The 26,283-nt window shown below is 68.0% G+C and carries 28 protein-coding genes and 1 tRNA gene; 17 read left to right on the plus strand and 12 right to left on the minus strand.

The annotated features are described in order from the left end of the window. Nucleotides 1-65 precede the first annotated feature (65 nt). Together RMP08_RS05695 and RMP08_RS05700 are read left to right on the plus strand one after the other, a co-directional pair. Nucleotides 66-239: a hypothetical protein gene (locus RMP08_RS05695; RefSeq protein ID WP_310468028.1), complete on the plus strand. Its 174-nt coding sequence runs from the start codon at nt 66-68 to the stop codon at nt 237-239. Continuing rightward, on the plus strand, nt 236-568 hold the full coding sequence (locus RMP08_RS05700) for a hypothetical protein (RefSeq protein WP_310468029.1): 333 nt from the start codon (nt 236-238) through the stop codon (nt 566-568). Before RMP08_RS05695 ends, RMP08_RS05700 begins: the two co-directional genes overlap by 4 nt. A 24-nt stretch (nt 569-592) precedes the next feature. On the opposite strand, the gene RMP08_RS05705 is transcribed toward RMP08_RS05700, so the two are convergent. After that, a complete protein-coding gene (locus RMP08_RS05705; RefSeq protein ID WP_310468030.1) occupies nt 593-1,126 on the minus strand; it encodes a hypothetical protein in 534 nt (177 codons plus the stop codon). A 36-nt stretch (nt 1,127-1,162) separates the two neighbouring features. Further along, nucleotides 1,163-1,693: a type 1 glutamine amidotransferase domain-containing protein gene (locus RMP08_RS05710; protein ID WP_310468031.1), complete on the minus strand. Its 531-nt coding sequence runs from the start codon at nt 1,691-1,693 to the stop codon at nt 1,163-1,165. Between the two features lie 50 nt (nt 1,694-1,743). Between RMP08_RS05710 and RMP08_RS05715 the strand changes: the two genes are divergently transcribed. The 9 genes from RMP08_RS05715 (at nt 1,744) to RMP08_RS05755 (ending at nt 10,680) form a co-directional block, all read left to right on the plus strand. Next, the gene (locus tag RMP08_RS05715) at nt 1,744-2,799 is read left to right on the plus strand and encodes a DNA topoisomerase IB (protein ID WP_310468032.1); all 1,056 of its coding nucleotides are present in this window, start codon (nt 1,744-1,746) and stop codon (nt 2,797-2,799) included. Nucleotides 2,800-2,819: 20 nt separating this feature from the next. Further along, entirely contained in the window at nt 2,820-3,893 is a 1,074-nt protein-coding gene (locus tag RMP08_RS05720) for a mechanosensitive ion channel domain-containing protein (protein WP_310468033.1), read from the plus strand. A gap of 13 nt (nt 3,894-3,906) precedes the next feature. Then, on the plus strand, nt 3,907-4,362 hold the full coding sequence (locus RMP08_RS05725; protein ID WP_310468034.1) for a MaoC family dehydratase: 456 nt from the start codon (nt 3,907-3,909) through the stop codon (nt 4,360-4,362). Between the two features lie 9 nt (nt 4,363-4,371). Next, nucleotides 4,372-5,553 (plus strand): acetyl-CoA C-acyltransferase, encoded by a 1,182-nt coding sequence (locus tag RMP08_RS05730; protein WP_310468035.1) that lies wholly within the window; start codon nt 4,372-4,374, stop codon nt 5,551-5,553. 3 nt (nt 5,554-5,556) lie between these two features. After that, nucleotides 5,557-6,156, plus strand: a complete 600-nt coding sequence (locus tag RMP08_RS05735) for a DUF4126 domain-containing protein (protein WP_310468036.1) — start codon at nt 5,557-5,559, stop codon at nt 6,154-6,156. A 40-nt stretch (nt 6,157-6,196) separates the two neighbouring features. Continuing rightward, entirely contained in the window at nt 6,197-6,448 is a 252-nt protein-coding gene (locus RMP08_RS05740; RefSeq protein ID WP_310468037.1) for a hypothetical protein, read from the plus strand. After that, complete coding sequence (locus tag RMP08_RS05745) at nt 6,445-7,839, plus strand: MFS transporter (RefSeq protein ID WP_310468038.1); 1,395 nt, start codon at nt 6,445-6,447, stop codon at nt 7,837-7,839. The genes RMP08_RS05740 and RMP08_RS05745 overlap by 4 nt, the downstream gene beginning before the upstream one ends. A 40-nt stretch (nt 7,840-7,879) precedes the next feature. Continuing rightward, a complete protein-coding gene (locus tag RMP08_RS05750) occupies nt 7,880-8,836 on the plus strand; it encodes an alpha/beta hydrolase-fold protein (protein ID WP_310468039.1) in 957 nt (318 codons plus the stop codon). A 77-nt stretch (nt 8,837-8,913) separates the two neighbouring features. Then, entirely contained in the window at nt 8,914-10,680 is a 1,767-nt protein-coding gene (locus RMP08_RS05755) for a tetratricopeptide repeat protein (RefSeq protein ID WP_310468040.1), read from the plus strand. Between the two features lie 9 nt (nt 10,681-10,689). Here RMP08_RS05755 and RMP08_RS05760 read toward each other — a convergent pair whose 3' ends face one another. Continuing rightward, nucleotides 10,690-11,925, minus strand: a complete 1,236-nt coding sequence (locus RMP08_RS05760; protein WP_310468041.1) for a polyhydroxyalkanoate depolymerase — start codon at nt 11,923-11,925, stop codon at nt 10,690-10,692. Nucleotides 11,926-12,060: 135 nt separating this feature from the next. On the opposite strand from RMP08_RS05760, the gene RMP08_RS05765 reads away from it, so the two are divergent. The 3 genes from RMP08_RS05765 (at nt 12,061) to RMP08_RS05775 (ending at nt 16,388) form a co-directional block, all read left to right on the plus strand. Further along, nucleotides 12,061-13,833: an ABC transporter transmembrane domain-containing protein gene (locus RMP08_RS05765; RefSeq protein ID WP_310468042.1), complete on the plus strand. Its 1,773-nt coding sequence runs from the start codon at nt 12,061-12,063 to the stop codon at nt 13,831-13,833. Between the two features lie 109 nt (nt 13,834-13,942). Next, on the plus strand, nt 13,943-16,057 hold the full coding sequence (locus RMP08_RS05770) for a M13 family metallopeptidase (RefSeq protein WP_310468043.1): 2,115 nt from the start codon (nt 13,943-13,945) through the stop codon (nt 16,055-16,057). A gap of 100 nt (nt 16,058-16,157) precedes the next feature. Next, entirely contained in the window at nt 16,158-16,388 is a 231-nt protein-coding gene (locus RMP08_RS05775; protein WP_310468044.1) for a hypothetical protein, read from the plus strand. Between the two features lie 133 nt (nt 16,389-16,521). Here the strand turns inward: RMP08_RS05775 and RMP08_RS05780 are convergent, their stop codons facing one another. From RMP08_RS05780 to phaR, 7 genes are all read right to left on the minus strand, one after another. Next, nucleotides 16,522-16,884 (minus strand): hypothetical protein, encoded by a 363-nt coding sequence (locus RMP08_RS05780; protein ID WP_310468045.1) that lies wholly within the window; start codon nt 16,882-16,884, stop codon nt 16,522-16,524. Nucleotides 16,885-17,124: 240 nt separating this feature from the next. Continuing rightward, nucleotides 17,125-17,934 carry a TerC family protein gene (locus RMP08_RS05785; protein WP_310468046.1) on the minus strand — a complete coding sequence of 270 codons (810 nt, stop codon included), beginning with the start codon at nt 17,932-17,934 and terminating at the stop codon, nt 17,125-17,127. A 126-nt stretch (nt 17,935-18,060) separates the two neighbouring features. Beyond that, nucleotides 18,061-18,381, minus strand: a complete 321-nt coding sequence (locus RMP08_RS05790; RefSeq protein ID WP_310468047.1) for a zf-TFIIB domain-containing protein — start codon at nt 18,379-18,381, stop codon at nt 18,061-18,063. Nucleotides 18,382-18,524: 143 nt separating this feature from the next. Next, nucleotides 18,525-18,713 (minus strand): DUF465 domain-containing protein, encoded by a 189-nt coding sequence (locus RMP08_RS05795; RefSeq protein ID WP_310468048.1) that lies wholly within the window; start codon nt 18,711-18,713, stop codon nt 18,525-18,527. 411 nt (nt 18,714-19,124) lie between these two features. Next, entirely contained in the window at nt 19,125-19,757 is a 633-nt protein-coding gene (locus RMP08_RS05800) for a hypothetical protein (protein ID WP_310468049.1), read from the minus strand. A gap of 329 nt (nt 19,758-20,086) precedes the next feature. Beyond that, nucleotides 20,087-20,560 (minus strand): hypothetical protein, encoded by a 474-nt coding sequence (locus RMP08_RS05805; protein WP_310468050.1) that lies wholly within the window; start codon nt 20,558-20,560, stop codon nt 20,087-20,089. Between the two features lies 1 nt (nt 20,561). Next, complete coding sequence (phaR, locus tag RMP08_RS05810; protein WP_310468052.1) at nt 20,562-21,110, minus strand: polyhydroxyalkanoate synthesis repressor PhaR; 549 nt, start codon at nt 21,108-21,110, stop codon at nt 20,562-20,564. A 76-nt stretch (nt 21,111-21,186) separates the two neighbouring features. Between phaR and RMP08_RS05815 the strand changes: the two genes are divergently transcribed. From RMP08_RS05815 to RMP08_RS05825, 3 genes are all read left to right on the plus strand, one after another. Further along, nucleotides 21,187-22,173: an alpha/beta hydrolase gene (locus RMP08_RS05815; protein WP_310468053.1), complete on the plus strand. Its 987-nt coding sequence runs from the start codon at nt 21,187-21,189 to the stop codon at nt 22,171-22,173. 59 nt (nt 22,174-22,232) lie between these two features. Beyond that, nucleotides 22,233-23,435, plus strand: coding sequence for an NAD-dependent formate dehydrogenase (locus RMP08_RS05820; protein ID WP_310468054.1), 1,203 nt, complete (start codon nt 22,233-22,235; stop codon nt 23,433-23,435). 71 nt (nt 23,436-23,506) lie between these two features. Beyond that, a tRNA-Arg gene (locus tag RMP08_RS05825) sits at nt 23,507-23,583 on the plus strand. 173 nt (nt 23,584-23,756) lie between these two features. Here RMP08_RS05825 and RMP08_RS05830 read toward each other — a convergent pair. Further along, nucleotides 23,757-26,054: an EAL domain-containing protein gene (locus RMP08_RS05830; protein WP_310468055.1), complete on the minus strand. Its 2,298-nt coding sequence runs from the start codon at nt 26,052-26,054 to the stop codon at nt 23,757-23,759. 11 nt (nt 26,055-26,065) lie between these two features. Beyond that, on the minus strand, nt 26,066-26,283 hold a 218-nt coding region (locus tag RMP08_RS05835), incomplete at its 5' end, for a hypothetical protein (RefSeq protein WP_310468056.1).

A 26,283-nucleotide genomic window follows, 5' to 3' on the forward strand; every position in this document is an offset into this window, starting at 1 on the left:
AGACAAGTAGGAATTGCGTTGGGAAAGCGTGTGCAGCCGAGTCGCATTTGACTAGGGGATAGCATATGCACTTGCTGCGAGAGGTGGAAAAATTCCTCAACCGGAGCCGCACGGCTCCCACCACGTTCGGCCGGATCGCCCTCGGCGACCCGCGCTTCGTGTTCGACCTGCGCAAGGGGCGCGAGCCGCGGCCGCGCACCGTGGCGCGGGTCGTGGCGTTCCTCGAGACCGGGCGGTGAAGGCGCTCGGGCTGACCCCGGCCGCAGCGGCGCTGCTGCGCGCGGTGCTGGCGCGGGCGGGCGCGCTCAGAAACACGATACTGCTCAGCGATTTCCGCTCGACCGAGTGGAATTCGCTGACGATCAGCGGCGAGCGCCACGTATTCGGGCTGCGCCTCGCCGCGCCGACCGCGGCAGCTTTGTTCGGGCGGATGGGCGCCGGGCTGGGCGACGCCGAGTTCGCGATCCCGGGGTTGATCGTCGCCGATATCGCGGTGTGCGGGGCGCCGCTGCGCGGGCGCGATGGCTCGCTGCTGATGACGATCGAGGCGCTGACCGTCGCCGACTAGGACGCGATCGCACCGCCCGGCACGTCAGCGCAGCGAGCGGCGGAGCACCTCGAGCGCGGCATGGAGATCGGCCGAGGCATCGGGCGGTGAGTGCGGCGGCCCATTGTGCAAATGGCGCTCGATATGCGCCTGCAGCTCGCCCGCGGTGGGCATTGCGGCGGGCTCGAACAGCTGCACCACGCGCGATTCGGGGGCGAGCTCGGTGAGGATGTCGTCGAGCACCAGGGCGTCGTCCGCCGGCAGCGGCGCGGGCGCGGGCGCGATCACCGCCATCTCGGCGGTGAGCAGCAATTCATCGGGAAACGCGGCCCAGCCGGGGCCGAGCTCGGCGGGGACGAAGTCCGGCAGCGGCAGCGCACGCGGCTCACTGCCGATGCGCGCGAGCAAATGGCGCGCCGCGAAAAACACCACAACAAAACCCGCCGCGGCCGCGGCCATCGCGCGCTGCCCCTGCCCGCCGATCTTGAACGCGGCGAACGCCACCGCCGCGGCGAGGCAAGCCGCCGCGATCGCCGAAATTGCCGCCTCGAATGCGCGCTGTGCCCGACCGGTCCCCATATCAGCGGGGATAAATACAAAACCTTGCCAGCGGGTTTAGGCGAGCAGTTCTATCAAAGCTTCGGTGAAGGCCGTGATGTCCTCGGGCTTGCGGCTGGTGACGAGATTGCCGTCGGTCACCGCGGGCGCGTCCTCGAGCAAGGCGCCGGCGTTGGCGAGGTCGGTGCGGATCGATGGCCAGCAGGTCGCGCGGCGGCCGCGCAGCACATCGGCCTCAACCAGCAGCCACGGCCCGTGGCAGATCGCGGCGATCGGTTTTTGCGCGGCGGCGAAGGCGCGGATCAGCGCGGTCGCATCGCCATTAAGGCGCAAGGTGTCGGGGTTGCGCACGCCCCCGGGGAGGAGCAGCGCGTCGAAATTTTCCGCCTTGGCGTCGGCAATGACGAGATCGGGGCGGATGGTGCGGCCGGGGTCGTCGTGGACGGTGGCCTGGATCGGGCTCGGCGTCGGTGCCGCCAGGACCACCGTCGCGCCCTCCCCGCGCAAAATCTCGCGCGGGCCGAACAGCTCCGATTCCTCGAAGCCGTCGCTGGCCATGATCAGCACGGTCTTGCCCTTAATCGTCATTCGCTTGGCCCCATCCGGAACTTCGCACCCGCGCGGCTCATTGGGCCGCCATGTTGCGTCACTCGTCCGATAGCGAACCCGGCATCACCCGCAAGCGGATCAAATCCGCGTGGGGCTATTTCGACGCCGAGGGCAAGCGCATCACCGAGCGCGACGAAATCGACCGCCTCAACGCGCTGGCCTTGCCCCCTGCCTACACCGACGCGTGGTTCTGCGCCGACCCGTGCGGGCATCTGCAGGCGACCGGGATCGACGCCCGCGGGCGCAAGCAATACCGCTATCACGCCGCCTTCCGCGAGCGCCGCGACGCCGCCAAATACGACGGCCTGCTCGAGTTCGGCAAAGCGCTGCCCAAATTGCGGCGGCGGGTCGAGCAGGACCTCAAACGCCGCAAGCTCGACCGCGAGGCGGTGCTGGCGGCGATCGTGCGGCTGCTCGACACCGAGTATATCCGCATCGGCAATGAGCAATATGCCAAGGACAACAAGAGCTTCGGCGCGACCACGCTGCGCAGTCGCCACCTCCGCCGCAAGGGATCGAAGCTGATGATGCGGTTCGCCGGCAAGCACGGCATCGTCCACGAGGTGAAGATCAGCGACAGCAATTTGAAGCGCATCGTCAAGCGCTGCCAGGAGCTGCCCGGCCAGATGCTGTTCCAATATGTCGGCGACGACGGCGAGCCCAGGCCGATCGGCTCGGGCGACGTCAACGATTACATCAAGGACGCCAGCGGCGGCGAGTTCACCGCCAAGCATTTCCGCACCTGGGGGGCGAGCGTGATCGCGTTCGACCAGTTGCTGAGGAAGGCCGACGACGCGCGGATCACGGTCAAGACGGTGGTCGAGCCGGTCGCCGAGGCGCTCGGCAACACCGTCGCGATGAGCCGCAAGGCCTATGTCCACCCGGCGCTGCTGGAAGCGGTCAAGGAGGCGCCGCGCGACCCGCTCGACGGGATGGAGCGGCCGCGCGCCAAAACACGGCTGTCGTCGAGCGAGGTCGGGCTGCTCGACTATCTCGCGCGCGGCGGCAAGCGCGCGCGGCGGCGCAAGGCCAAGGCCGCCGAGCAGGCCACGGCCGCAGCGGCGCAAGAGAAAGCGGCGGCTTGATCGCTTCTGCCGCTGCCGCCATGACGGCGGCGATGCGCGACCGCCTCGACGACTGGAGAAGCTTCCCCGCTTGGCTCGAGGCCAATAGCGAGGCGCTGCTGCTCGGCATCGCCGTCGCCGCCGGACTGGTCGCGGTGATGCTGGTGCTGCGCCACATCGGCGAGCGGGTCAGCACTGCCGACCCCGCGATGCACAGCTGGCGCGCGGTGGTCGGGCGGGTGCTGGCCAAGACCAGCATCGCCTTCATGATTTTCGCGGCGCTCGACATCGTCGCCACCTATGCCAACCCGCCGGCGCGGCTGGCGCGGCTGATCGACATCGCCTTCATCATCGCCTTTGCGCTGCAGGCGGCGGTGTGGGGGCGCGAGCTGATTTTGGGCGTGATCGGCCACCGGGTCGGCGATGCGCCGGGGGAAACCGCGCTGGGCAATGCCGCCGGCGTTATCCGGGTCCTCGTTAGCATTGCGCTGTTCGCGCTGGCGATCATCTTCATCCTCGACAATCTGGGCGTCAACGTCACCGCGCTCGTCGCCGGGCTGGGGATCGGCGGCATCGCCATCGGGCTCGCCGCGCAGGGCATTTTTTCCGACCTGTTCGCGGCGCTCGCGATCCTGTTCGACAAGCCGTTCAAGCGCGGCGACACCATTCGCTACGACACCAGCACCGGCACGGTCGAACGCATCGGGCTCAAGACCACGCGGCTGCGCTCGCTGACCGGCGAGCAGTTGATCATGGCCAACACCAAATTATTGGAGCGCGAGATCCACAACCTCGCACAGGCCAAGGCGCGGCGGATGACGCTGCATTTCTCGGTCCACAGCGAGAGCCCGGCGGCCGATTTGCCGCGGATCGAGGCGGTCGCCGCCGCCGCGGTCGACGAGCAGAAGGGATGCAAGCTGGTGCGCTGCGCGCTGACCGGGGTCGGCTCGGGCGCGATCAGCCACGAGCTGGTCTATGACGACGCCGCGCGCGACAACAACCGCATCGCATTGAACCGCTCGGACGTGCTGCGCGGGCTGATCGAGCGGCTCGCGGCCGACGGGCTCGAACTGGTCCGCGCCTCCGACCTCCCCGCCCCGCCGGCGCCGTTCTGATGGAGTTTTGCTGATGCCCGTCGCGAGCCTCGATGACATCCGCGCGAAAATCGGCGAGGAAATCGGCGTGTCGTCGTGGCTGACGCTCGACCAGGACCGCATCACCGCGTTCGCCGACGCCACCGAGGACCGCCAGTTCATCCATGTCGACCCCGAGGCGGCGGCGCGCACCCCGTTCGGCGGGACGATCGCGCATGGCTTCCTCAGCCTGGCGATGCTGAGCCGGATGGCGGCCGAGGCGATGCAGGTGCCGGACACGCTCAAGATGGCGGTCAATTACGGGCTCGACCGGGTCCGCTTCATCGCCCCGGTGCGCGCCGGGCAGCGCGTGCGCGGCCGCTTCACGCTTGACTCGGTGGAGGACAAGGCGCCGGGGCAAATCCTCGTTCGCCACACCGTCACCGTCGAGATAGAAGGCGGCGACAAACCCGCGCTGACCGCCGTCTGGCTCGGCCTGCTGTTCGTTTAGGAGAAAGACATGTCCGTCCGCGACGCCGTTATCGTTTCCACCGCCCGCACGCCGATCGGCCGCGCCTATCGCGGGGCGTTCAACGCGACGCCGTCGCCGACGCTCGCCGCGCACGCCATCCGCGCCGCCGTCGAGCGCGCCAAGGTCGACCCCGCCGAAATCGACGACGTGATCATCGGCGCCGCGCTGCAGCAGGGCGTGCAGGCGACCATCGGGCGCACCGCGGCATTGCGCGCGGGCCTGCCGGTGACCGTCGCCGGCATGTCGATCGACCGCCAGTGCGCGTCGGGGCTGATGGCGATCGCGACCGCCGCCAAGCAGGTCATCGTCGACCGCATGCCGATCTGCGTCGCCGGCGGGGTGGAGAGCATCTCGATGGTCCAGACCCCCGAGATGCGGCTGGGCGCCGACCCCGAACTGGTGGCGATGCACAAGGACGTCTACATGCCGATGATCGGCACCGCCGAGGTAGTCGGCAAGCGCTACGGCGTCGGCCGCGACCGCCAGGACGCTTATGCGCTGCAATCGCAGCAGCGCACCGCCGCCGCCCAGCAGCAAGGCCGCTTCGACGCCGAGATCGTCCCCGTCACCGCCACCATGGGCGTCAAGGACAAGGAGACCGGCGCGATCTCGATGAAGGAGGTCACGCTCGCCAAGGACGAGGGCAACCGGCCCGAGACCACGCTCGAGGGGCTGTCCTCGCTGCAGCCGGTGGTCGGGCCCGAGGGGATGATCACCGCCGGCAACGCCAGCCAGTTGAGCGACGGCGCCTCGGCGTGCGTGGTGATGGACGCCGCGCTGGCGGAAAAGCGCGGGATCGAGCCGCTCGGGCGCTACATCGGGATGGCGGTGGCGGGCACCGAGCCCGACGAAATGGGCATCGGCCCGGTGTTCGCGGTGCCCAAATTGCTCGAGCGGTTCGGGCTCAAGGCCGACGACATCGGGCTGTGGGAATTGAACGAGGCGTTCGCGGTCCAGGTGCTGTACATCCAGGACAAGCTCGGCATCCCCGACGACCGCATGAACGTCGACGGCGGGGCGATCTCGATCGGCCACCCGTACGGCATGTCGGGCGCGCGGATGACCGGCCACGCGCTGATCGAAGGCAAGCGCCGCGGGGTCAAATACGTGATGGTGACGATGTGCGTCGGCGGCGGCATGGGCGCGGCGGGCCTGTTCGAGGTGCTGTAGTTGATGGACGCCGTCGAACTGATCGCCCTCGCCTCTTCGGTCAGCCTGCTTGCAGGTTGGCGCCTTTACCTCGTCACCTTCGTCACCGGGCTGGCGATGAAGTTCGGGTGGATCGACTTGCCCGAGCGGCTCGCCGCGCTCGACGTGCTCGCCAATAACTGGCTGATCGGGATCGCCGCAGCGGGCGCATTGGCCGAATTCTTCGCCGACAAGATCGCCTGGGTCGACAGCGCGTGGGACGCGGTGCACTCGGTCGTCCGGCCGTTGGGCGGCGCGCTGCTGAGCCTGGCGATTGTCGATGCCGGCGACCCGGCGTGGCAGATCGGCAGCTTTTTGCTCGGCGGCGGCGCGGCATTCGTCGCCCATGCCGGCAAGGCGGGGGCGCGGGCGATGGTCAACGCCAGCCCCGAGCCGTTCTCCAACATCGTCGTCTCGACCGCCGAGGACGTCGCCACCGGCGGGCTGCTCGCTTTGGCCATCGCCAACCCGATCGCGGCGGCGCTGATCGCGCTGATCCTGGTCATCGCGTCGCTGTGGCTGGTGCTGTCTGCCCGGCGCATGATGAAGCGCGTGCTCGACTACGGCAAACGGCCCGCAACCTAGCTCCGCGACGCGCATTGAACGGGGCGACACAGGAGGAAGCATGACCGGCACCGCGACTACCAGCCTCGTCGAACGGATCGCCCGCGTGCTGTGCGCGGCGGAAATCAGCGCCAACGCCGAGGGCGGCGAAAGCTCGGCCGGCGCGCATGTCGACGAGCATTGGCGCACCCACCGCAACCAGGCGCTGGCGGTGCTCCACGCGATCCGCGAGCCCGATGCGGCCGCGGCCAGCGCCGGCGACGGCGCGCAGTGGCAGCGCATGATCGAGGCGTCGATCGCCGCCGCTGAATGAGCGCTGCCAGGCGCACCGGTTCGCGCGCCGGGCCCGACCCGCGCTGGACGCTGGCGGCGTGCGTCCTCGCCTCGAGCCTGTCGTTCGTCGAGGGCTCGGTGCTCAACGTCGCGCTGCCCGCGATCCGCGCCAGCTACGGCGCCAGCGCCGAGCAGGTGCAGTGGGTGGTCAACGCCTATTTGCTGCCGCTGTCGGCGCTGCTGCTGCTCGGCGGCGCGCTCGGCGATCATTATGGGCGGCGCCGGATGCTGGTCGGCGGGACCGCCTTGTTCGCCGCGGCGAGCCTCGCCTGCGCGCTCGCGCCCGACCTCGCCTGGCTGCTCGCCGGCCGCGCGGTGCAGGGGGTCGGCGCGGCGATGCTGCTGCCCAACAGCCTCGCCTTGCTCAACGCGGCGTACGAGGGCGAGCGGCGCGGGCGCGCGGTGGGGATCTGGGCCGCCGCGGGCGCCGGGTCGGCCGCGATCGCGCCGCTGATCGGCGGCTGGCTGGTCGACAATGTCGGCTGGCCGGCGATCTTCTACATCAACCTCCCGCTGGCGGCCGCGGCGATCCTGCTCGCTGTGCTGTTCATGACGGAGAGCCACGACGCCGGCGCCGGACGCACCGATTATGCCGGCGCGCTGCTCGCCACCGGCGGGCTCGGCGGGCTGACCTATGCGCTGACCCTGTGGTCGGCGTACGGATCGTGGTCGCGCGGCGCGGTGATCGCCGCGGCGGCCGGCGTGGCGATGACCGCCGGTTTCTTGTGGGTCGAACACCGCCGTGGGCGCGCGGCGATGATGCCGCTCGATATGTTCACCGGGCGCTGCTTTGCCGGGCTCAACCTGTTCACCTTCCTGCTCTACGGCGCGTTCGGTGCGGCGATGCTGCTGATCCCCTACGTGCTGATCGCGGGCGGCGGTTACTCGCCGGTGCAGGCGGGGCTGGCCTTGCTTCCGCTGCCGATCCTGATTGCGGTCGGCTCGCCGCCGATGGGGGCGCTGGCGGCGCGGATGGGGCCGAGGCTGCCGCTGACCATCGGGCCGCTGGTGGTCGCCGCGGGGATGCTGCTGGCGCGGCGGATCGATGTCGGCAGCGACTATTGGATTGGCGCGTTCCCGGCGATCGCGGTGATGGCGGTGGGGATGGCGATCGCGGTCGCGCCGCTGACCTCGTCGGTGCTCGGCTCGGTCGAGGAACAGCATGTCGGGATGGCGTCGGGGTTCAACAGCGCGGTGGCGCGCACCGGCGGGTTGATCGCGACGGCATTGCTCGGCGCGGTGCTCGGCGCATCGGGCGCGGCGCTGATCGGCGGGTTCCACGCGGCGATGATCGCCGCGGCGGTCGCCGCCGCGCTCGCCAGCGGGATCGCGCTGACCATGCTGGGCACGGTCAAGATGCGCAAAATGTAGCTGCTTGACTGTATTGCTACGTTAATACAGTCTCGCGCGCATGAGACTGCTTCATTTGATCGCCGCGCTCGCCGCCGTGAGCCTCGCCGCGCCGGCTTCGGCCAATCCGCAGTTGGCCCTGGTCGAGGGGGCGCGGGCCAACATGGACCTGCTCGCGCCGGAGCGCGTGCGCGGCAAGAAATTCGCCTACGACCATGAGCTGACCATCGCGCTCCCTGCGAGCTACGCCGCGCTGCCGCGGCGCACATATCCGGTGCTGTGGGTGCTCGACGGGCCGCTGATGACGCGGCTCGCGGTCGGCACGCTCGACACGCTGGTGATCGGCAACCATGCCCCCGAGATGATCGTGATCGGCGTCGGCAGCCCGGCCGCCGACGGCCTGGCCGGGGTGAGCCGGCGGATCATGGAATATTCGCCGCCGGGCAAGGGCTATGCGCCGCCGGGGCTGAACGGCGAGAAGTTCACCGCGCTGGCGCCGATCCCCGACTTCCCCCAACGCGCCGACGATTTTCTCGGCCTGCTGGTCGACGAGCTGCGGCCGATGCTCGCCGCGCGCTACCGTTTTTCGGGCGAGCATGCTTTGTTCGGCCATTCGGCGGGCGGGATGCTCGCGGCCTATGCGATGTTCCAGCGCCCCGGCGCATTCCAAAAAATGATCCTCGGCAGTCCCTATGTGAACGGGGTCGCGGGCGCGGTGTTCAAGGCCGAGCAGGCGTTTGCCGCGCGCCACAAGGACCTCGACGTCGACCTGTTCGTCGGGGTCGGCGGGGCCGAGGTCGACGAATATTTCCTCGCGGTGTCGGGGATCGCCAGCGGCACCGCCAGATTCGCCGAGACGCTGCACCTGCGCGGCTACCAGTCGCTGACCCTCGAGACGCGGGTCTATTCGGGCGAGGACCATTATACCGTCGTCCCGAGATTGCTCGGCGAGGGCATCCGCCATTTGTGGAAAAAGGAAGCCGCGGCGCTCGGCTCGTCGTGGCCGCAACGCCCCTGATCAAGTTCCGCGTGCTCGTTTAGCGCGGCCGCAGACTGTGCTAGAAGCGCTGCTCATCTGACTTGGGGGAGTTGGCGATGAACCGCGCAAAATTGGTCATCATCGGGTTGGCGTTCGGCGCCGCCGGGGGTGCCGCGTCAAGCCAGGCGACCAACGCGGCGGGTGGCCCGCCCGTCCCGCACCATGTGTCGCCGCCGGTGCAATCCGCCAGCGGATTCCACCGCGGGCATGCGATGCGCGCGATGCTGACGATGTCGGCGGCGGCCGTGACCAGCGACGTGCCCGCCAGCATCCCGCTCAGCGACGGCCTCGGCCAGATCAATTTCCCGATCACCACCGCCAACCCGCTGGCGCAGCGCTATTTCACCCAGGGGCTCGGCTACGCCTACGGCTTCAACCACGCCGCGGCGATCGCCTCGTTCCGCGAGGCGCAGCGGCTCGATCCCGCGTGCGCGATGTGCTGGTGGGGCGAGGCGTTCGCGCACGGCCCCAACATCAACGCGCCGATGGACCCCGCGACCAACGCCCGCGCGGTCGGCGTCGCGCTCTACGCCAATTGGCTCGCGCGCGGCGCCCAGCCGGTCGAGCGGGCGCTGACCGCGGCGATGGTCAAGCGCTACTCGCCCGATCCCGCCGCCGACCGGCCGGCGCTCGATGCGGCGTTCGCCGATGCCATGCTCGCCGCCGCCACCGCGCATCCGGAGCATGACGACCTCGCGCTACTCGCCGCCGAGTCGGCGATGAACACGCGGCCGTGGGATTATTGGCAGGCCGACAAATCGCCTAACCCGCGCATCGCCGAGGCGGTGCGGCTGGTCGAGGCGGTGATGGCGCGCTCTCCCGACCATCCCCAGGCCGCGCATCTGTACATCCACCTGATGGAAAACGGGCCCGACCCCAAGCATGCCGAAGCCGCCGCCGATCGGCTCAACCGGCCGCTGGCGCCCGCCGCCGGACACCTCGTCCACATGCCGGCGCACATCTATTTCCGGCTCGGCCGGTGGCAGGATTCGATCCGCTCCAACATCGCCGCGGCGCGCGCCGACGAAGCGTGGATCGCGGCCAGCGGCGACCAGGGGCTGGTGCGCTACGGCTACTATCCGCACAACGTCCACTTCATCGTCACCTCGGCGCAAATGGCCGGCGACCTGCCGACCGCGATCCGCGAAGCGCGCAAGCTGTCGCGCCTGCTCGACCCCGAAACCAGCGCCAAGATCGCCTGGATCCAGGCGGTCAACGCCGCGCCGTTCTTCGCCGCCGCGCAGTTCGCCTCGCCGGCCCAGGTGCTGGCGATGCCCGCGCCCGACGTCCGCCTGCCCTACCCCACCGCGATGCGCTTTTACGCCCGCGCGCTGGCCCAGGCCCGGCAGCGCAACCGGGCGGGCTTCGAGCGCGAGCTCGCCGCGTTGCGTGCGCTGCGCGAATCGGACGCGTTCAAGCCGATGGTCGCCCAGGGCGTCCCCGCCCCGCAGCTGCTCGAGCTCGCCGAAGCGGTGGCGCGGGCACGGTGGAATTATGCCAACGGCCGCTTCGCCGCTGCCGCCGACGGCTACCGCGCGGCGGCCGCCGTCGAAGCGAAGATCCCCTACATGGAGCCGCCCTTCTGGTATTATCCGGTGCACCAATCGCTCGGGGCCGCTTTGTACCGGGCGGGCAAGCACGGCGAGGCGCGCGACGCCTTTGCCGCCGCGCTCGCGCAATCGCCCAGGAACGGCTGGGCGCTGTATGGGCTGGCCGCGGCGGAGCGTTCGCTCGGACAAGGTGACAAGGCGGCGGCGGCGGAAGCGGAGCTGAAAAGCGCCTGGCTCGGCGATCCGCGCTGGCTCAGGATGGACCGGCTCTAGGCGCGCCGCTCAGCGGATATTGGCGGCGATCCATTTCTCGACCACGGGGGCGATCTTCTCGCGCCACTTGCGGCCGTTGAAGATGCCGTAGTGGCCGACGTCGGGGGCGAGGAAATATTGCTTCTTCGCCGCCGGCAGCTTGCTGGCGATGGTCAGCGCGGCCTTGGTCTGGCCGACCCCCGAGATGTCGTCGCGCTCGCCCTCGATCGCCAGCAAAGCGGTGTCGCGGATCGCGGCGGGATCGACGCGGCGGCCGCGGTGCATCAACTTGCCCTTGGGCAGCAGATGGCGCTGGAACACCACGTCGACCGTCTGCAGATAGAATTCGGCGGTCATGTCGGCGATCGAGCGATACTCGTCGTAGAAATCGCGGGTCGAATCGGCGCTTTCCTCGTCGCCGACGACGAGATGCTTGAACATTTCCCAATGGCTGACGAGGTGGCTGCCGAGGTTCATCGTCATGAACCCGGCGAGCTGGAGGAAGCCGGGGTAAACGCGGCGGCCCGAGCCCGGGTAGAGCATCGGCACCACCGCGATGGCGTTGCTCGAGAACCAGCTGTGCGGACGCTGGGTGGCCAAGGTGTTCACCGCGGTCGGCGCCTGGCGGGTATCGATCGGCCCGCCCATCATGGTCAGCGAGCGCGGCCGCCATTGGTGCCTGGTGCCGTTCATCAGCGCGGTCGCGGCGAACGCCGGGACGGCGGGCTGGCACACTGCGAGGACGTGCGGGCGCTCGCCGCCGGCCTCGCCGATCAGCGCGGTCCACTCGATCAGATAATCGATATAATCGTCGAGATCGAAGTCGCCGTCGGCCAGCGGCACGCGCTTCGCGTCGCGCCAGTCGGTAATGTAGATGTCGTGGCGCGGCAGCAGCCGCTCGACGGTGCCGCGCAGCAGGGTCGCGTAATGGCCCGACATCGGGGCGACGATCAGCAGCTTGGGCTGGTCGGCGGGAGCGCCCTCGCGGACGAAATGCTTCAATTGCCCGAACGGCTTGCGGCCGACGATTTCCTCATGGACCGCGACCTGCTTGCGCCCGACGGTGGTGGTCGCGAGCCCGAATTCGGGCTTGCCGCGCGGCGCCGAGGCATGGGCGAAGACGTCGAGCCCCGCCGCGACCAGCGGGCTCATTCCGTTGTAGGACAAGGGGTTGGACGGGTTGTTGAGCCATCCGGCGCCGAGACCGGCCCATTTGCTCGCCCCCGCCAGGAATGAGCGCTGGACCTCATAGGCGTCGTAAAGCATTCAGATTCCTTCGGGCGTGGCGGGTCAACAACCGATGTGGCGGCCAAACGCTCCCGCGGCAAGCTGAATGGTGCAGTGCGATATGCCGCGCGCGGCGATTGAGGCCTGCGCGCCACACTGCTAGGCGGCTCCGAGATGGCCGCCAGACCCGAACCGCCCAAGGCGAAAAGCCTGTCCGGCCTCAAGATGGTGTGGCGCTATGCGCTGCATTACCCATGGCGGCTGGCCGCCGCCGGCACCGCGCTGCTGGTCGCCGCCGGAGCGACCTCGGGAGTGCCCTACGCATTCAAGCTGATCATCGACCGCGGCTTCTCCGGCCAGGGCGATATCGCGCGCTGGTTCGAATATCTCCTGCTGCTGGTGATCGTGATGGCGCTCGCCACCGCCGTGCGCTTCTACTTCGTGTCGTGGATCGGCGAGCGGGTGGTCGCCGACATCCGCCTCGCGGTGCACCGCAATTTGCTGCGCCTCGCCCCCGGCTTCTTCGAGGAGAACCGCCCGGCCGAGATCACCAGCCGGATCACCGTCGACACCACGATCATCGAGCAGACCGTCGGCACCACCATCTCGGTCGCGCTGCGCAACCTGGTGATGGGCACCGCCTGCGCGGTGATCTTGTTCCTGCTCGCGCCCAAGCTCGCCGGGCTGCTGCTGCTCGGCATCCCGCTGATCGTGCTGCCTTTGGTGTTCCTCGGCCGCCGCATCCGCTCGATCTCGGTCAAGAGCCAGGACCGCATCGCCGACGTCGGGACGATGACCAGCGAAGTGCTCGGCGCGATGAAGATCGTCCAGGCGTTCAACCAGCAGAGCCGCGAGGCGCAGCGCTTCACCGCCGCCACCGAGACCGTGTTCGCGGTCGCCAAGCGCCGCATCCTGCTGCGCGCGATCATGTCGGCGATCGTCATCGCCTTGATGTTCTCGTCGATCACTCTGATCATCTGGCAGGGCGCGGTCGACGTCTCGGCGGGGCGGATGACCGGCGGGACGATCGCCGCGTTCGTGCTCTACGGCGGCTTGCTCGCCGGCGCGTTCGGCGCGCTCAGCGAAGTCTATGGCGATCTGCTGCGCGCGGCGGGGGCATCCGAGCGGCTCAACGAATTGCTGCGCGCCGAGACCACGATCAAGGCGCCCGCCAACCCGATTGCCCTGCCCCTCCCCGCGCGCGGCGACCTGCGCTTCGAGGGCGTCGAGTTCCGCTACCCGACGCGGCCCGAAGTGTCGGCGCTGCACGACTTCACGCTGGCGGTGAAGCCCAACGAGAAGCTCGCGGTGGTCGGGCCGTCGGGCGCGGGCAAGACCACCCTGTTCCAGCTCGCCCAGCGCTTCTACGACCCCCAGGCCGGGCGCGTGCTGCTCGACGGCGTCGCGCTGACCGACGCCGATCCCGCCGACATCCGCCAGCGCATCGCGATGGTGCCGCAGGAAGTGGTGATCTTCGCCGCCTCCGCCCGCGACAACCTCCGCTACGGCAATTGGGACGCGTCGGAGGACGACATCTGGGCCGCGGCGCGCGACGCCAATGCGGAGACGTTCCTGCGCGAGCTGCCCGACGGGCTCGACACCTTCATGGGCGAAGGCGGCGCGCGCCTCTCGGGCGGCCAGCGCCAGCGCATCGCCATCGCCCGCGCTTTGCTCCGCCGCGACGCCCCGCTGCTATTGCTCGACGAGGCGACCTCGGCGCTCGACGCGCACAGCGAGCGGCTGGTGCAGGACGCGCTCGACCGCCTGATGGACCAGCGCACGACGATCGTCATCGCCCACCGCCTCGCCACCGTGCGCGCCGCCGACCGCATCATCGTGATGGACCACGGCCGCATCGTCGAGCAGGGCACCCACACCGAACTGTCCGCCGCCGGCGGGCTCTACGCCAGCCTCGCCCGCCTCCAGTTCGAGGGCCAGGCGGCCTGACTCCAGCGGTTGGGCGACGCCAGCCGCATGTCCGTCGAAAGCCCATTGGCGCGCGCGCGATGATCGGCCCGGTTGCGCCGATCTTTTCAGCGCTGTGGGGAATTCATCGATGACTCGTTTCTGTCTGCTCGGCAGCGCCGCGCTGCTTGCCCTTGGCTGCCCGGCCTTCGCCCAAACCCCCGCCGCCGACAGCGAGCCGGCGCCGATGCAATTCCCCGGCTGGGGCGCCGATCCCGCCGACCTCGACCGCGCGGTCAAGCCGGGCGACGATTTCGACGCGTTCGTCAACGGCAAGTGGAAAGCGGCCAACGAGATCCCCGCCAAATATCCCTATTACGGCGTGACCACCAATTTGCGCATCGGCGCCGAGCGTCAGGTGCGCGCGATAATCGACGAGCTTGCGGCGCGGCAGAACCCACCGGGCAGCCTCGAGCAGCGCGTCGCCGACATGTACCGCGCCTACCTCGACACCGCCGCCATCAACGCCGCCGGCATGGCCCCGGCCAAGCCGTACCTCGACCGCATTGCCGCGGTCGCGAGCTACGACGATCTCGCCGATCTGTGGGCGACCAACGGCTACCCCGCGCCGCTCGGCGAGTTCGTCAGCATCGACCGAGGCGACCCCACCCGCAACACCTTGTTCGTCGGCCTCGGCGGGCTCGGCCTGCCCGACCGCGACAATTACCTCGTCGACAATCCGCGCAACATCGAGATGCGCGGCAAATATCTCGAGCTGGTCACCTTCCTCCTCGGCAAGGCCGGCCACGCCGACCCCAAGGCGGGCGCCGCGGCGGTCTACGCGCTCGAGAAGCAGATGGCGGCGGTGCTGTGGGACCGCGCGGTGGCGCGCAACCCGCAGCTCACCACCAACCGCCTGAGCCATGCCGAATTGCTCGGCCTGAGCGGCAATTTCCCCTTGAAGCGCTATCTCGACGCGCGCGGCATCCTGCCGACCGACAGCTTCAACGTGCTCCACGTCCTGCCCAGCGACGACGAGGCCAAGACGATCGGCCTGACCGCGGCCGAGCGCGCCAAACTGGGCGGCGGCTTCCCCGGGATGCTCGCATTGGCGATGGCGACCCCGCTCGACACGTGGAAGACGTGGATGACGGTGCGCCTGCTGTCGGGCGGCGCCGATTTGCTGCCGAGCGACATCGACAACGCCAATTTCGCGTTCTTCGGCAAATATCTCCAGGGCCGCGAGAAGCAGCGCGACCGCTGGCAGCGCGCGGTGTCCGAAGTCGAAGGCAACGTCGGCGAAGCACTCGGCAAAATCTACGTCGAGCGCCATTTCCCGCCCGCGAGCAAGGCCGCGATGGAGGAATTGGTCGGCAATTTGCGCCTCGCGATGGCGGAAAATTTGAAGGACCTCGCGTGGATGACCCCGGCGACCCGCGCCGCGGCCAAGGCCAAGCTCGACGCGCTGACGGTCAAGATCGGCTATCCCGACAAGTTCGAGACCTATGACGGGCTGGCGATTTCGGCGCGCGACCCGATCACCAACCGGCTGGCGGCGGCGCAATGGCAATGGGCCAAGGACCTCGACGATCTGCGCAAGCCGGTCGACCGCGACAAGTGGCTGCTGACCCCGCAGACGGTCAACGCTTATTACATGCCGACCGCCAACGACATGGCCTATCCCGCGGCTTATTTGCAGGCGCCCAATTTCAGCCCGACCGCGGACGCGGCGGTCAATTACGGCGCGATCGGCGCGACCATCGGCCACGAGATCGGCCACGGCTTCGACGACAACGGCTCGCGCTACGACGGCAGCGGCACGCTCAACAATTGGTGGACGCCCGAGGACAAAGCGACGTTCGACAAATTGGGCGCCAGGCTCGCCGCGCAATATGACGCGATCTGCCCGTTCGACGGCGGCAAGACCTGCGTCAACGGCAAGCTCACCTTGGGCGAGAACATCGGCGACCTCGGCGGCTTGTCGATGGCCTACAAGGCCTATCATCTGTCGCTCAAGGGCAAGCCGGCGCCGGTGATCGACGGGCTGACCGGCGACCAGCGCTTCTTCATCAGCTACGCCCAGCACCAGCGCACCGAGTATCGCGATGCGTTCCTGCGCCAATTGATGCAGACCGACCCGCACTCGCCCGATTTCGCGCGGATCAACGCGGTGCTGCGCAATTTCGACCCGTGGTACGCGGCGTTCAAGGTCCAGCCCGGCGACAAGCTCTACATGGCCCCGGCGCAGCGCGTGCGCATCTGGTAGCCGCGAATTAGGGCGCACAAAAACGCGATTAAACAGCACCGGCCTAATGTCCGCTTCCGACCCATTGCGGACATCCGGGTTCGGCGGCACAACTCGTTGGATGAGCAAGGACGAACTTCGCTACGATGCGCGCGAGATGGTCGTCTTGGCGAGCTGGCGGTATGCCGTGCTGTTCTCGTTGCTTCTTTCGACTTTGCTGTGGCTAATCGCGGCCCTCTGGATTTGGCTACGCGACGGAAGATTGCACGACATCGCCTTTCTGCTCGAAACATGGGTTTTTGTGAACGCCGTGATGATTCCTGCCATCAAGTGGGACAACAGCCGAAGGTAACTTCAGCTTTCCACCCACAGCAGACGTTAGACGTCGGCGCCGTTCGGCGTGCGCTCCCGCCGCCTCCTCGGCCGCGCCAACATACCTCGGCCAGGCGTTGCCGTGGAACTCGCCCGGCGAACAGGACGGCGAGCTAGAAGATCCTGCAAATCTCGGAGAGAAAGGCGTAGCCCGGCGTCCCACCCCCAGCATGTTCTCGCTTCTGGATTCCCGTCGCGCCTACCAGCAAGTCTTTGTTGTAGAACATTCTTCGTAGCGACTGGTGCGTCATCATGTCGCAATCGACCGAGAGCAAGTCGCGCACCGATGTGGTTCCCAGGCGGTCCGCTTCCGGGAATCTGGTTTCCGTCCACAACTTGAGCTTGTTGCGGCTTTGCTTGGCCGTTTCGGGGGCGACGGACCAGACATGCCCATTGCTGGAGACGATGGGGGTGAAGGACTGACCCTGGGCCGATGTTGCGAGCACCAGCAGCACTCCACAGATCCAATAGCGCATCGGTCATCTCCCGCCGAAATCGAGAATCGGGAGACTGTCACGCCGTTGGGCCTGTGGGAAGCGAAATGGGGTAGAAACCGGACGAGCTAAAGGTGAAGAGCACAACCGCGCTCGACGCCCGCCAGCACTAACTCCGCTTTCCACCCATTGCACGGATATTAGCCGAATGTCCGCTTTCGACCCATTGCGGACAGCAGCGAAGCAGCGCGACGACGTCGCTTCGCTAGACTCCCGCCTACGTCATGTTGGATCCACCGGCCGAGCTTTGTTCGGGGGGCTGGCCGACGCCTTCCTTCGTCTTGCAAAGATATTGAGTGCCTCGACCCCTGCAGAGAAGGCCATGGCGACATAGATATACCCCTTGGGAACATGAATCCCGAACCCGTCGGCAATTAGCACTGCGCCGATCATCAGCAGAAAACTCAGTGCGAGCATCACGACCGTCGGATTGTCGTGGATGAAGTTGGCAAGTGGATCGGCTGCGACCAGCATCACGATCACGGCGACGACCACGGCGATGACCATGATCGGCAGATGATCGGTCATTCCCACGGCGGTCAGAATTGAGTCGATCGAGAAGACCATGTCGAGCACCAGGATTTGGACGATTACCGCGCCGAACCCGATCGTTGCCCTGGACGTGTCGAACATGTCTTTGTTGGGCACGGGGTCGACGTTGTGATGGATTTCCTTTGTCGCCTTCCACACCAGAAACAGCCCGCCAGCGATCAGAATTAAATCACGCCACGAGAAGACGGTCTCAAAGCTGGGCTCGCCGGTCGAGCTAGACGAACCGACCAGCCCAAGATCGAATACTGGCGCAGTGAGTCCGACCAGCCAGGCGATCATCGACAATAAAGCCAGCCGCATCCCGAGCGCCACTGAAATGCCGATACGGCGGGCTTTTTGACGCTGGGCTTCGGGCAGCTTGTTCGACAGGATCGAAATGAAGATTAGATTGTCGATCCCGAGAACGATCTCCATGACCAACAACGTCGCCAATGCCGCCCACGCCGCGGGCTGGTTCATCAGTGCCAGCATCTGGTCCATTAAAAACACCTTTTCGCATTGGGAACAGAACATCGCTGCCCACGATATTCATTCGCGTGGATTATGGTCCCGTGACCGCGATGCCGAACAGGCTCCGCCGCCAATCGGGTCGGCGGCGGAGCAGCATCAGTCGAATAATTCGGACAGAAAAGACTTAGGTTTGCGGTGTCCGCCGTGGCGATTGCCTCTGTCATCGCCAAAGTCGCGGTGACCATAGTCGCGCGATCGAGAATAGTCCTCGCGCCCGCCCAATGTTGGCACGGCCGGCGGACGAGCCGGTTCACTCTCAGCCGCGCTCCGCTCCAGTATCTTGTCGAGTTCGCCACGATCGAGCCAGACGCCCCGGCAGGACGGGCAATAGTCGATCTCGATGCCCTGTCGCTCCGACATCACCAGGGCGGTCCTGTCGAGGGGGCAGAGCATTGCTGCAGTTTGTTGGTCGCTCATAATCCTATCCTTGTATTGTTGACGCTAGAAACCAGCATCCGCTTGCATAAGAGGGTTCGGGGCGAGGGCATGTCCCTCGCCCTTCCCCTGCGCCCAAGCTCGCGTCCCGTTCAGGGCGGGTGAGCCAAGTCCGAAAGTTCAAGTCATAAGCCGGTCTGCATGACCAGTTTCCTGCCGCTCAAGCGGGCGTGAAGGCGGTCCTTGACGGCCAGACGCAGCTTCTTGAGGCGCAGGAGCTTGATGTTGCTAGGGAACCGACGTTTGAGTTCGCTCCGTATCTCGTCGTCGAGAAGCCGGTGAGCTCGGGTCAATCTGTGGAACAAGTCTTTCATAGCCGCTCTCCCATCGATGTGGATCGATCGGGGGCACTGCGATGCAGAACATACCAGCCAAGAACCTGCATCGAGAGCTATCCCGATGCGGTCCGACATCGCTGTCGTTGGAGGAACGACCGCCAGAGGGGCCCGGTCCGCAACGTCACGCCTACGACTTCTTCTCAACGAGTCAAGGAAAGTTCGCTTTTGGGATAAGAGAAATCAGTGGCAGCAGCGCGCAGGACGGCTCAGCGCAGCGCTAATGTCCGCTTTCCACCCAAAGGCAGACATTCACGAAGCGCAGCCCTTACCTAGCCGCCTTTGAGGCCCAGCCTGTGCGGGTTTGACGTAGTTTCGAAGCGCGGCAGGTGTTTAAACGACAAAAAAGGCCCGGCGCGCGAACGCCGGGCCATTATTTTATGGGCGCGATCAGCCGTTGGCGGGCGTGGTGCCGCCGCCGCCCGAACCACCGCTGCCGCCGCCGCTCGGCGGAGTGCGGCGGGTGGTCGAGGTACGGCGCGGCTTGGCGGTGCGGCGCGGTTTCGCCGTGCGCGTGGCCTTGGCGGCGCCGGTCTTGCTCGCGCCGCTCGCCGAGCGCGACGTCGCGGACTTGCGCGTGGCAGTGCTCTTGCGCGCGGCGGTGCTCTTGCGCGCGGCGGGCTTGCGCTTGGCGGGCGCCTTGCGCTTGGTCGTGGAGCGCGCCGCGGCGGGTTTCTTCGCGCGCGAGCTGCTTCCGCTCGAGCTGTCGTCGTCGCTCCATTTGCCCGACATCACGCGCTGCGCCGCGTCGGCGACCGCTTCGGCGATCAGCGAGCCCAGGCGCGTCGCGCTCGACATCGCGGTGGTCGCGGCGGACGAAGCGGCGTCGGCGGCATCGAGCCCGGCGTCGCGGATCGCGCGGCGCGCCTTGGGGCTGGCGCTGATCGCGGCGGCGGCGGCGGCGAGGCCGGCGGCGAGCATCTCGCGGCTCATCGCGGCCTTGGTGATCTTGTCCATCGTCGAATCGTTCGACGACGAGGATTTGGATTTCGACGACGATTTACGGGTGGTGGACTTGGCCATCACAAAATTCCTCCCTGTGGTTGCAAGAAAGACACTTTAAACGCCCGAGGGTTCCGTTGCGGCTGCGCAGCGAGCGCGCATTTGCGCCATTCAATCGCACAAATCCAGATATGTTAAAGGGGACCGCCGGGTTACGGCGATCCCCTTCGACATGGTCAGCGGCCGGAGGTTCCAGCCGTCAGGATGCGCCTAAAGCACCAACTCCTGAACGACGTTATGGACCGACCCCTCTGCTGAACCATGAGACATCGGATCACCTCCTTTCGCTGTGTTGAAACCATCCACAACATGAGTCTTCATTTGTCCGAACGCAAGACTTGTTTTGCAAATTAATTGCGGCAATCCTCGATCACTCGTGCCGCCTCCGGCGCCGGCGGCAGCACCAGCGGGGCAAGGCCCTGCGCCCACACCACGAACCGCCCGCGGCTGAACGCGATGGCATCGAGCAATCCGTCGAACGCGGCGAGCTCGGCGGTCAGCGTCATCGCCGCGGCATCGCCGCGCGCGGGGACGCTGCGCTGGAGCGAGCTGGTCCACAGAGCCATCGCCGTCACCGGCGCCGCGACCCCGCTGCGTACAATGCTGACGCGGCGCGTGGCGCGGGTGCACGTGACCGACAGCCGCGGCGCGGCGGTGGCGTCGGTGAACTGCGCGTGGCTGGTGCCCGCGCCGGTGCGGTACGACCAGCTGCCGGCGGCCGCCGGCGCGGTCGAGAAATCGGCGGCGGCCGGCGCCTGGGCGACCGGCGCGGTTTGAGCGGGGGCCTGCGCGGCGAGCGCGGCGAGCAGCACTGAAACCATCATGTCAGCGCGCGAGCTTGTCGACTTTGGCCTGGAGCGAGGCGAGCTCCCTGCGCAATTGCTCGACCTCGCTGTCGTTCTTGGCGGGCGCCGCGGCGGCGGCGGCGGGCTTTTTTGGCGCGAGCCCGGCCTGGGCGGTGAACGCGCGATTGGCCTCCTCGAACATCGCCATGTTGCGCTTGGCGATGTCGGCCAGCACGTTGCCGCCGAACGCGTCGCGGATCGCGCTGTGGTTGCGCTGGAAGGCATCCATCGCGGCCTCGAGATATTGCGGCACCGCGCCCTGCACCGAATTGCCGTACAGCCCGATCAATTGCTTGAGGAACTTCAACGGCAGCATGGTTTCGCCGCGCGCTTCCTCGTCGACGATGATCTGGGTCAGCACGGTGCGCGTGATGTCCTCGCCGCTCTTGGCGTCGACCACTTCGAAGTCGCGCCCCTCGCGGACCATCGCGGCGAGCCGGTCGAGCGTGATGTAGGCCGAGCTTTCGGTGTCATATAGCCGCCGGTTGGCGTATTTCTTGATCGTTACCCTGCCCGAAGATTTCACCATGGACCGCTCCCGAGACCTGCCGGCCAGCCTACTACCGGAGCATCGTGCACTGCAACATGAACACTCACCGCGGCCGTTGCCCTTGTTTCTCGAGCTGGTGCGGCTGGCCGGGGAAAGCGACCCCGCGCTCGCCCGCGCCGCCTTGAAGGGCCTGACTGCCTACGCCGATGCGGTGCGCCCCGAGCCGGCCGAGCCGCGCCCGGAAATCGCGCGGGTCGGCGGCGCGGCGCTGCGCGACCATGGCGGCAGCGGCCCGCCGGTGGTGCTGATCCCGTCGCTGATCAACCCGCCCAACATCCTCGACCTCGACCGCGAAACCTCGCTGGCGGGCGCGGTGGCGGGGATGGGGCGGCGCGCCTTGCTGCTCGACTGGGGCGAGGCGCGCGGGCGCGCGATGCTCGACGTCTCGGCGCATGTCGGCGAAGTGCTGGTGCCGCTGATCGGCGCGGTCGGCGAGCGCGCGGCGCTGGTCGGCTATTGCCTCGGCGGCACGATGGCCCTCGCCGCGGCCAACCTCCTACCCGTCGAACGCGTAGCAACCCTCGCCGCCCCCTGGCATTTCGCACGCTACCCAGATGATGCGCGCAGTGCGTTGCAAACAATGTGGCGCGAAGCCCGCCCCGCCGCGCGCGGCTTCGGCGCATTGCCGATGGAAGTGCTGCAGGCGGCGTTCTGGTCGCTCGACCCGGCGCGCACCGTGGCCAAGTTCGCCGAGTTTGCGAGCCTCGAGCGCGGCGGCGCCAAGGCGCGGCGCTTCGCGGCGCTCGAGGATTGGGCGAATGAGGGCGAGGCGCTGCCGTTCCCCGCCGCGCGCGAGCTGATCGAGGATTTGTTCGGCGCCGATTTGCCGGGCGCGGGCACGTGGACAATCGGCGGGCGGCGGATCGTCGAGGCGCTCGACGTGCCCGTGCTTCACCTGACCGCCGCCAACGACCGCATTGCGCCCGCCGGCACCGCGCCGGTCGGCGCGACGCGCGACATCGCCGCCGGGCATGTCGGGATGGTAGTCGGCTCGGCGCGGGCAATGCTGCACGCCGAGCTCGCCGACTTCCTGCGTGCCTGAATCGCTCTTCGCGCGGAACCGGATTAAACCAGCGGCCCGACTCAGTGCAGGAGGCTCGCATGGCCAAGATCGTCTGTGTCCTTTACGACGACCCGATCGGCGGGATGCCCGACTCATATCCGCGCGACGACCTGCCGACGGTTACCTGTTATCCAGGCGGAACCACCCTCCCGACGCCGCGCGAACTCGACTTCACCCCCGGCGAATTGCTCGGCTGCGTGTCGGGCGAATTGGGCTTGCGGCGCTTCCTCGAACGCGAGGGGCATACATTGGTGGTGACGTCCGACAAGGACGGGCCGGACAGCGAATTCGAGCAGCATCTGGCCGATGCCGACGTGGTCATCTCGCAGCCGTTCTGGCCGGCCTATCTGACCGCCGAGCGGATCGCCAAGGCGCCCAATCTGAAGCTCGCTTTGACCGCCGGAATCGGCTCCGACCATGTCGACCTCGCCGCCGCGATCGCGCGCAACATCACGGTCGCCGAAGTCACTTATTGCAACTCGATCAGCGTCGCCGAGCATGTCGTGATGATGATCCTGAGCCTAGTGCGCAATTATCTCCCGTCGCACGACTGGGTGCGCAAGGGCGGGTGGAACATCGCCGACTGCGTCGCGCGCAGTTACGACGTCGAGGGGATGCATGTCGGCACCGTCGCCGCGGGGCGGATCGGCGCCGCGGTGCTGCGGCGCCTGAAGCCGTTCGACGTGCACCTCCATTACTTCGACCGCCACCGGCTGCCCGAGGCGGTCGAGAAGGAGCTCAGCGTGACCTGGCACGACAGCGTCGAGGCGATGGTCGGGGTGTGCGACGTGGTGACCATCAACTGCCCGCTTCACCCCGAGACCGAAAACCTGTTCGACCACGAGATGATCGGGCGGATGAAGCGCGGGGCGTATCTGGTCAACACCGCGCGCGGCAAGATTGTCGACCGCGACGCGGTGGTCGCCGCGCTCGAGACGGGGCAGCTGGCGGGCTATGCCGGCGACGTGTGGTTCCCCCAGCCGGCGCCGCGCGACCATCCGTGGCGGAGCATGCCCCACGAGGGCATGACCCCGCACATCTCGGGCACCAGCCTGTCGGCGCAGGCGCGCTATGCGGCGGGGGTGCGCGAGGTGCTCGAATGCTTCCTCGCCGGGACCCCGATCCGCGACGAATATCTGATCGTCCAGGGTGGCGGCCTCGCCGGCACGGGAGCGCACAGCTACTCGCCCGGCGACGCCACCGCGGGCAGCGCGGAGGCGGCAAGGTTCACCGCGGCGTGAAGGCGGCGTGAAGGCGGCGTGAGGAGCGCCGCCTTGCCCGCCCGCCCCTGCCCCGCTAAGCGAACCCCCACGCACCCGTAGCTCAGCTGGATAGAGTGGCGCCCTCCGAAGGCGTAGGTCAGAGGTTCGAATCCTCTCGGGTGCGCCATTTCCCCAATTGCGCATGCGAACCTCTGGTTGTTGGTTAGTCGCCATCCGGCGACGGGGGTTCGAATCCTCACGGGCGCGCCATCCCCAATTGCGCGTGCGGACCGGCGATAGCTCGACCGGCCGTCGCACCCGCACCTCGCGACGCGACTAGGCTCACGCTACCTGCTGCAGTCACCGCTCCGCCGCTTTGGCCATTGCCGCGATTTCGCCCGGGTCGACCGCCTTGCCGATAAAGAAGCCCTGCGCATAGTCGCATCCCAATTCGCGCAGCAGGTCGAGCGTGGCGCGGTCCTCGACGCCCTCGGCGACCACCTCCAACCCCAGTTCGTGGGCGAGATTGATCGTCGAGCGGACCATGATCGCGTCGCTGTCGCTGGTGGTCAGCGCGGTGACGAAACTCTTGTCGATCTTGAGCTCGTGGACCGGCAAATGCTTGAGGTACGAGAGCGTCGACTGGCCGGTCCCATAGTCGTCGACGGCGAGCCTGACACCGCGCTCGCGCAACGCCACGAGCGTGGCTACCGCCTCGGCGGGCGAGCGGATCAGCGCGCTTTCAGTGACCTCCAGCGTGAGCCGCGACGGCGGCACCTGGAACTGGTCCTGGATGGCGCCGACGGTTTCGGCGAAATCGGGGCTGGCGAGGTCGACGGCCGAGACGTTGACCGCGATCCGCAGCTCCACGCCGTCCCGCGCCCAGCGCGCGAGATCCGCCATGGCCGTCCGCAATGCAAAGGCGGTGACTTCGCGGATCACCCCGGTGGTCTCAGCCAGCGGAATGAATTCATCGGGCGAAACGCCGCCTTCGGGCCAGCGGACCAACGCCTCGGCGTCGGATATTCGCCCGGTCGCGAGCAATAGCTTGGGTTGGTAGGCGAGGCGCAGCCCGCCGCTGTCCATCGCCTGGCGCAGGTCGCTCATCATCGTCAGCTGCCGGCGCAGCTGCGGGTTGGAGCCACTGTACCACGCGTGCGGCTTGCCGGTGGCGCGCGCCGTGTTGATCGCCGACAGCGCCCGTTCGATGCGCAGGACCGCGGCCGCGCCGCCCTCGTCCCGCTCGAGGCCGAGGGTGAGGGTCACGTCGATCGCGCCGGCCTGGGTGCCGACCGGCGCACGCAGGGCCGAGTGAATGCCCCGCAAACTCGCCTGGAGCTGGTCGCCGTCGGCTTGCAGCCAGGCGATGACGTCGGGAGCGATGCGGTACACATCGCCCTTGACCACGCCCGCGATCAGCTCCGCGACATTGCGCAGCATTTCGTTGGTGGCGGCCAGGCCGATGCCGTCGCGGATCGGCTCGAAGCGCTCGATCCCGGCGGTCACCAGCACCGGCGGCGGCGGTTCCGCCTTGGCCAGCGCAAGCTCGAGCATCGCGCGGTTGGGGAGGCCGCTGTCGGCATCGGTCTCGGCGCGGATGCGGAGCCGGCGGCGGGCTTCGACGCCGGCCTGGACGCCGGCCGCGGCGAGCGTGGTGTAGAGCCATGCGGCGGAATCGATCGAGACCGGCCACAGATTCTGCGCGAAGGCCGGCCCCACCACGAGGATGGCGAGGATCGCGGCAACCAGCGCCGCATAGCGACCGGGTCGCTGTAGTGGCCGCGGCCTGAGCAGGAAGGCCAGCAGCAAGACCCCGATAATCGTCGGAAACGCACCGGTGCGCTGGATCGCGCGGCCCTGCAGCAAGGATTCCGCGGCGAGCGCCTGGACGACGACGCCGGGCACCACCCCGTAGCGCGGGACGGCGTAGCGGTCGCCGAGCTCGACCGCGGTCGCCCCGATCAACACCCGCTTGCCGCGGAACCGGTCGGGCGACACCCGGCCGCGCATGACGTCGACGAACGAATAGCGCGGGATGCGCGCCGGATCGATCGCCCAGTCGGGCTGGAAGCTTTGGTCCCCGAGCGTATCCCGTTCGGCAACGAGGGTGGCGATCGATGGCTGGATTGCCCCGTCGATGAGCGTCGCCGCGGGATATTGGCGGACCAGCCCGTCGCTGTCGGGAAAAATATTGACGCCGCCGACCCAGGCGCCGGCGAACGCCTGGTCGGGCCTGGTCGAAATGATCTGACGGTCGCCCGCGCGGCCCGACGAGCGCTGCTCGAAGATCGGCAACACGACATGGTCGGCGGCGCGGATGGCCGCCGCCAGGTCTTCGTCCCCGCCGGCGGACCGCGCGCTGAAATCAATGTCGAACGCGATGATCGACGCCCCTGCCCGGTCGAGTTCGCGGACGACCTCGGCGTGATAGCGCCGCGGCCAGGGCCAGCTGCGCAGCTCGGCGAGGCTGCGCGCGTCGATCTCGACGATTGCGATGTCACCGGTCGGCGGGCGCGTCAGCAGCTCGGCGCGGCGCGCGGTCAGGGCATCCTCCACCGGGTCGAACAGGGCGACGGCGGAGAACAGGATTGCCGACAGCGCGACCAGCGCGGCGAGGACGAGGCCTAGTCGGCTGCTCCGATCACGCGATGGGGCCATGGTCTCCGCACTCAAAGACCCCCAAGTAGCGGAATTATCGGCGGAAGAACTTCAATAATATCGACCACCGGTTCGACCACCGGGGCGACGACGTCGACGACGGGCTCGACGACCGGGGCGACGACATCGACGATGGGCTCGACGACCGGGGCGACGACATCGACGATGGGCTCGACCACCGGGGCGACCACATCGACGACCGGCTCGACCACCGGGGCGACCACGTCAA

This window comes from Sphingomonas sp. (assembly GCF_031426035.1).
In the GTDB taxonomy this organism is placed as follows: domain Bacteria; phylum Pseudomonadota; class Alphaproteobacteria; order Sphingomonadales; family Sphingomonadaceae; genus Sphingomicrobium.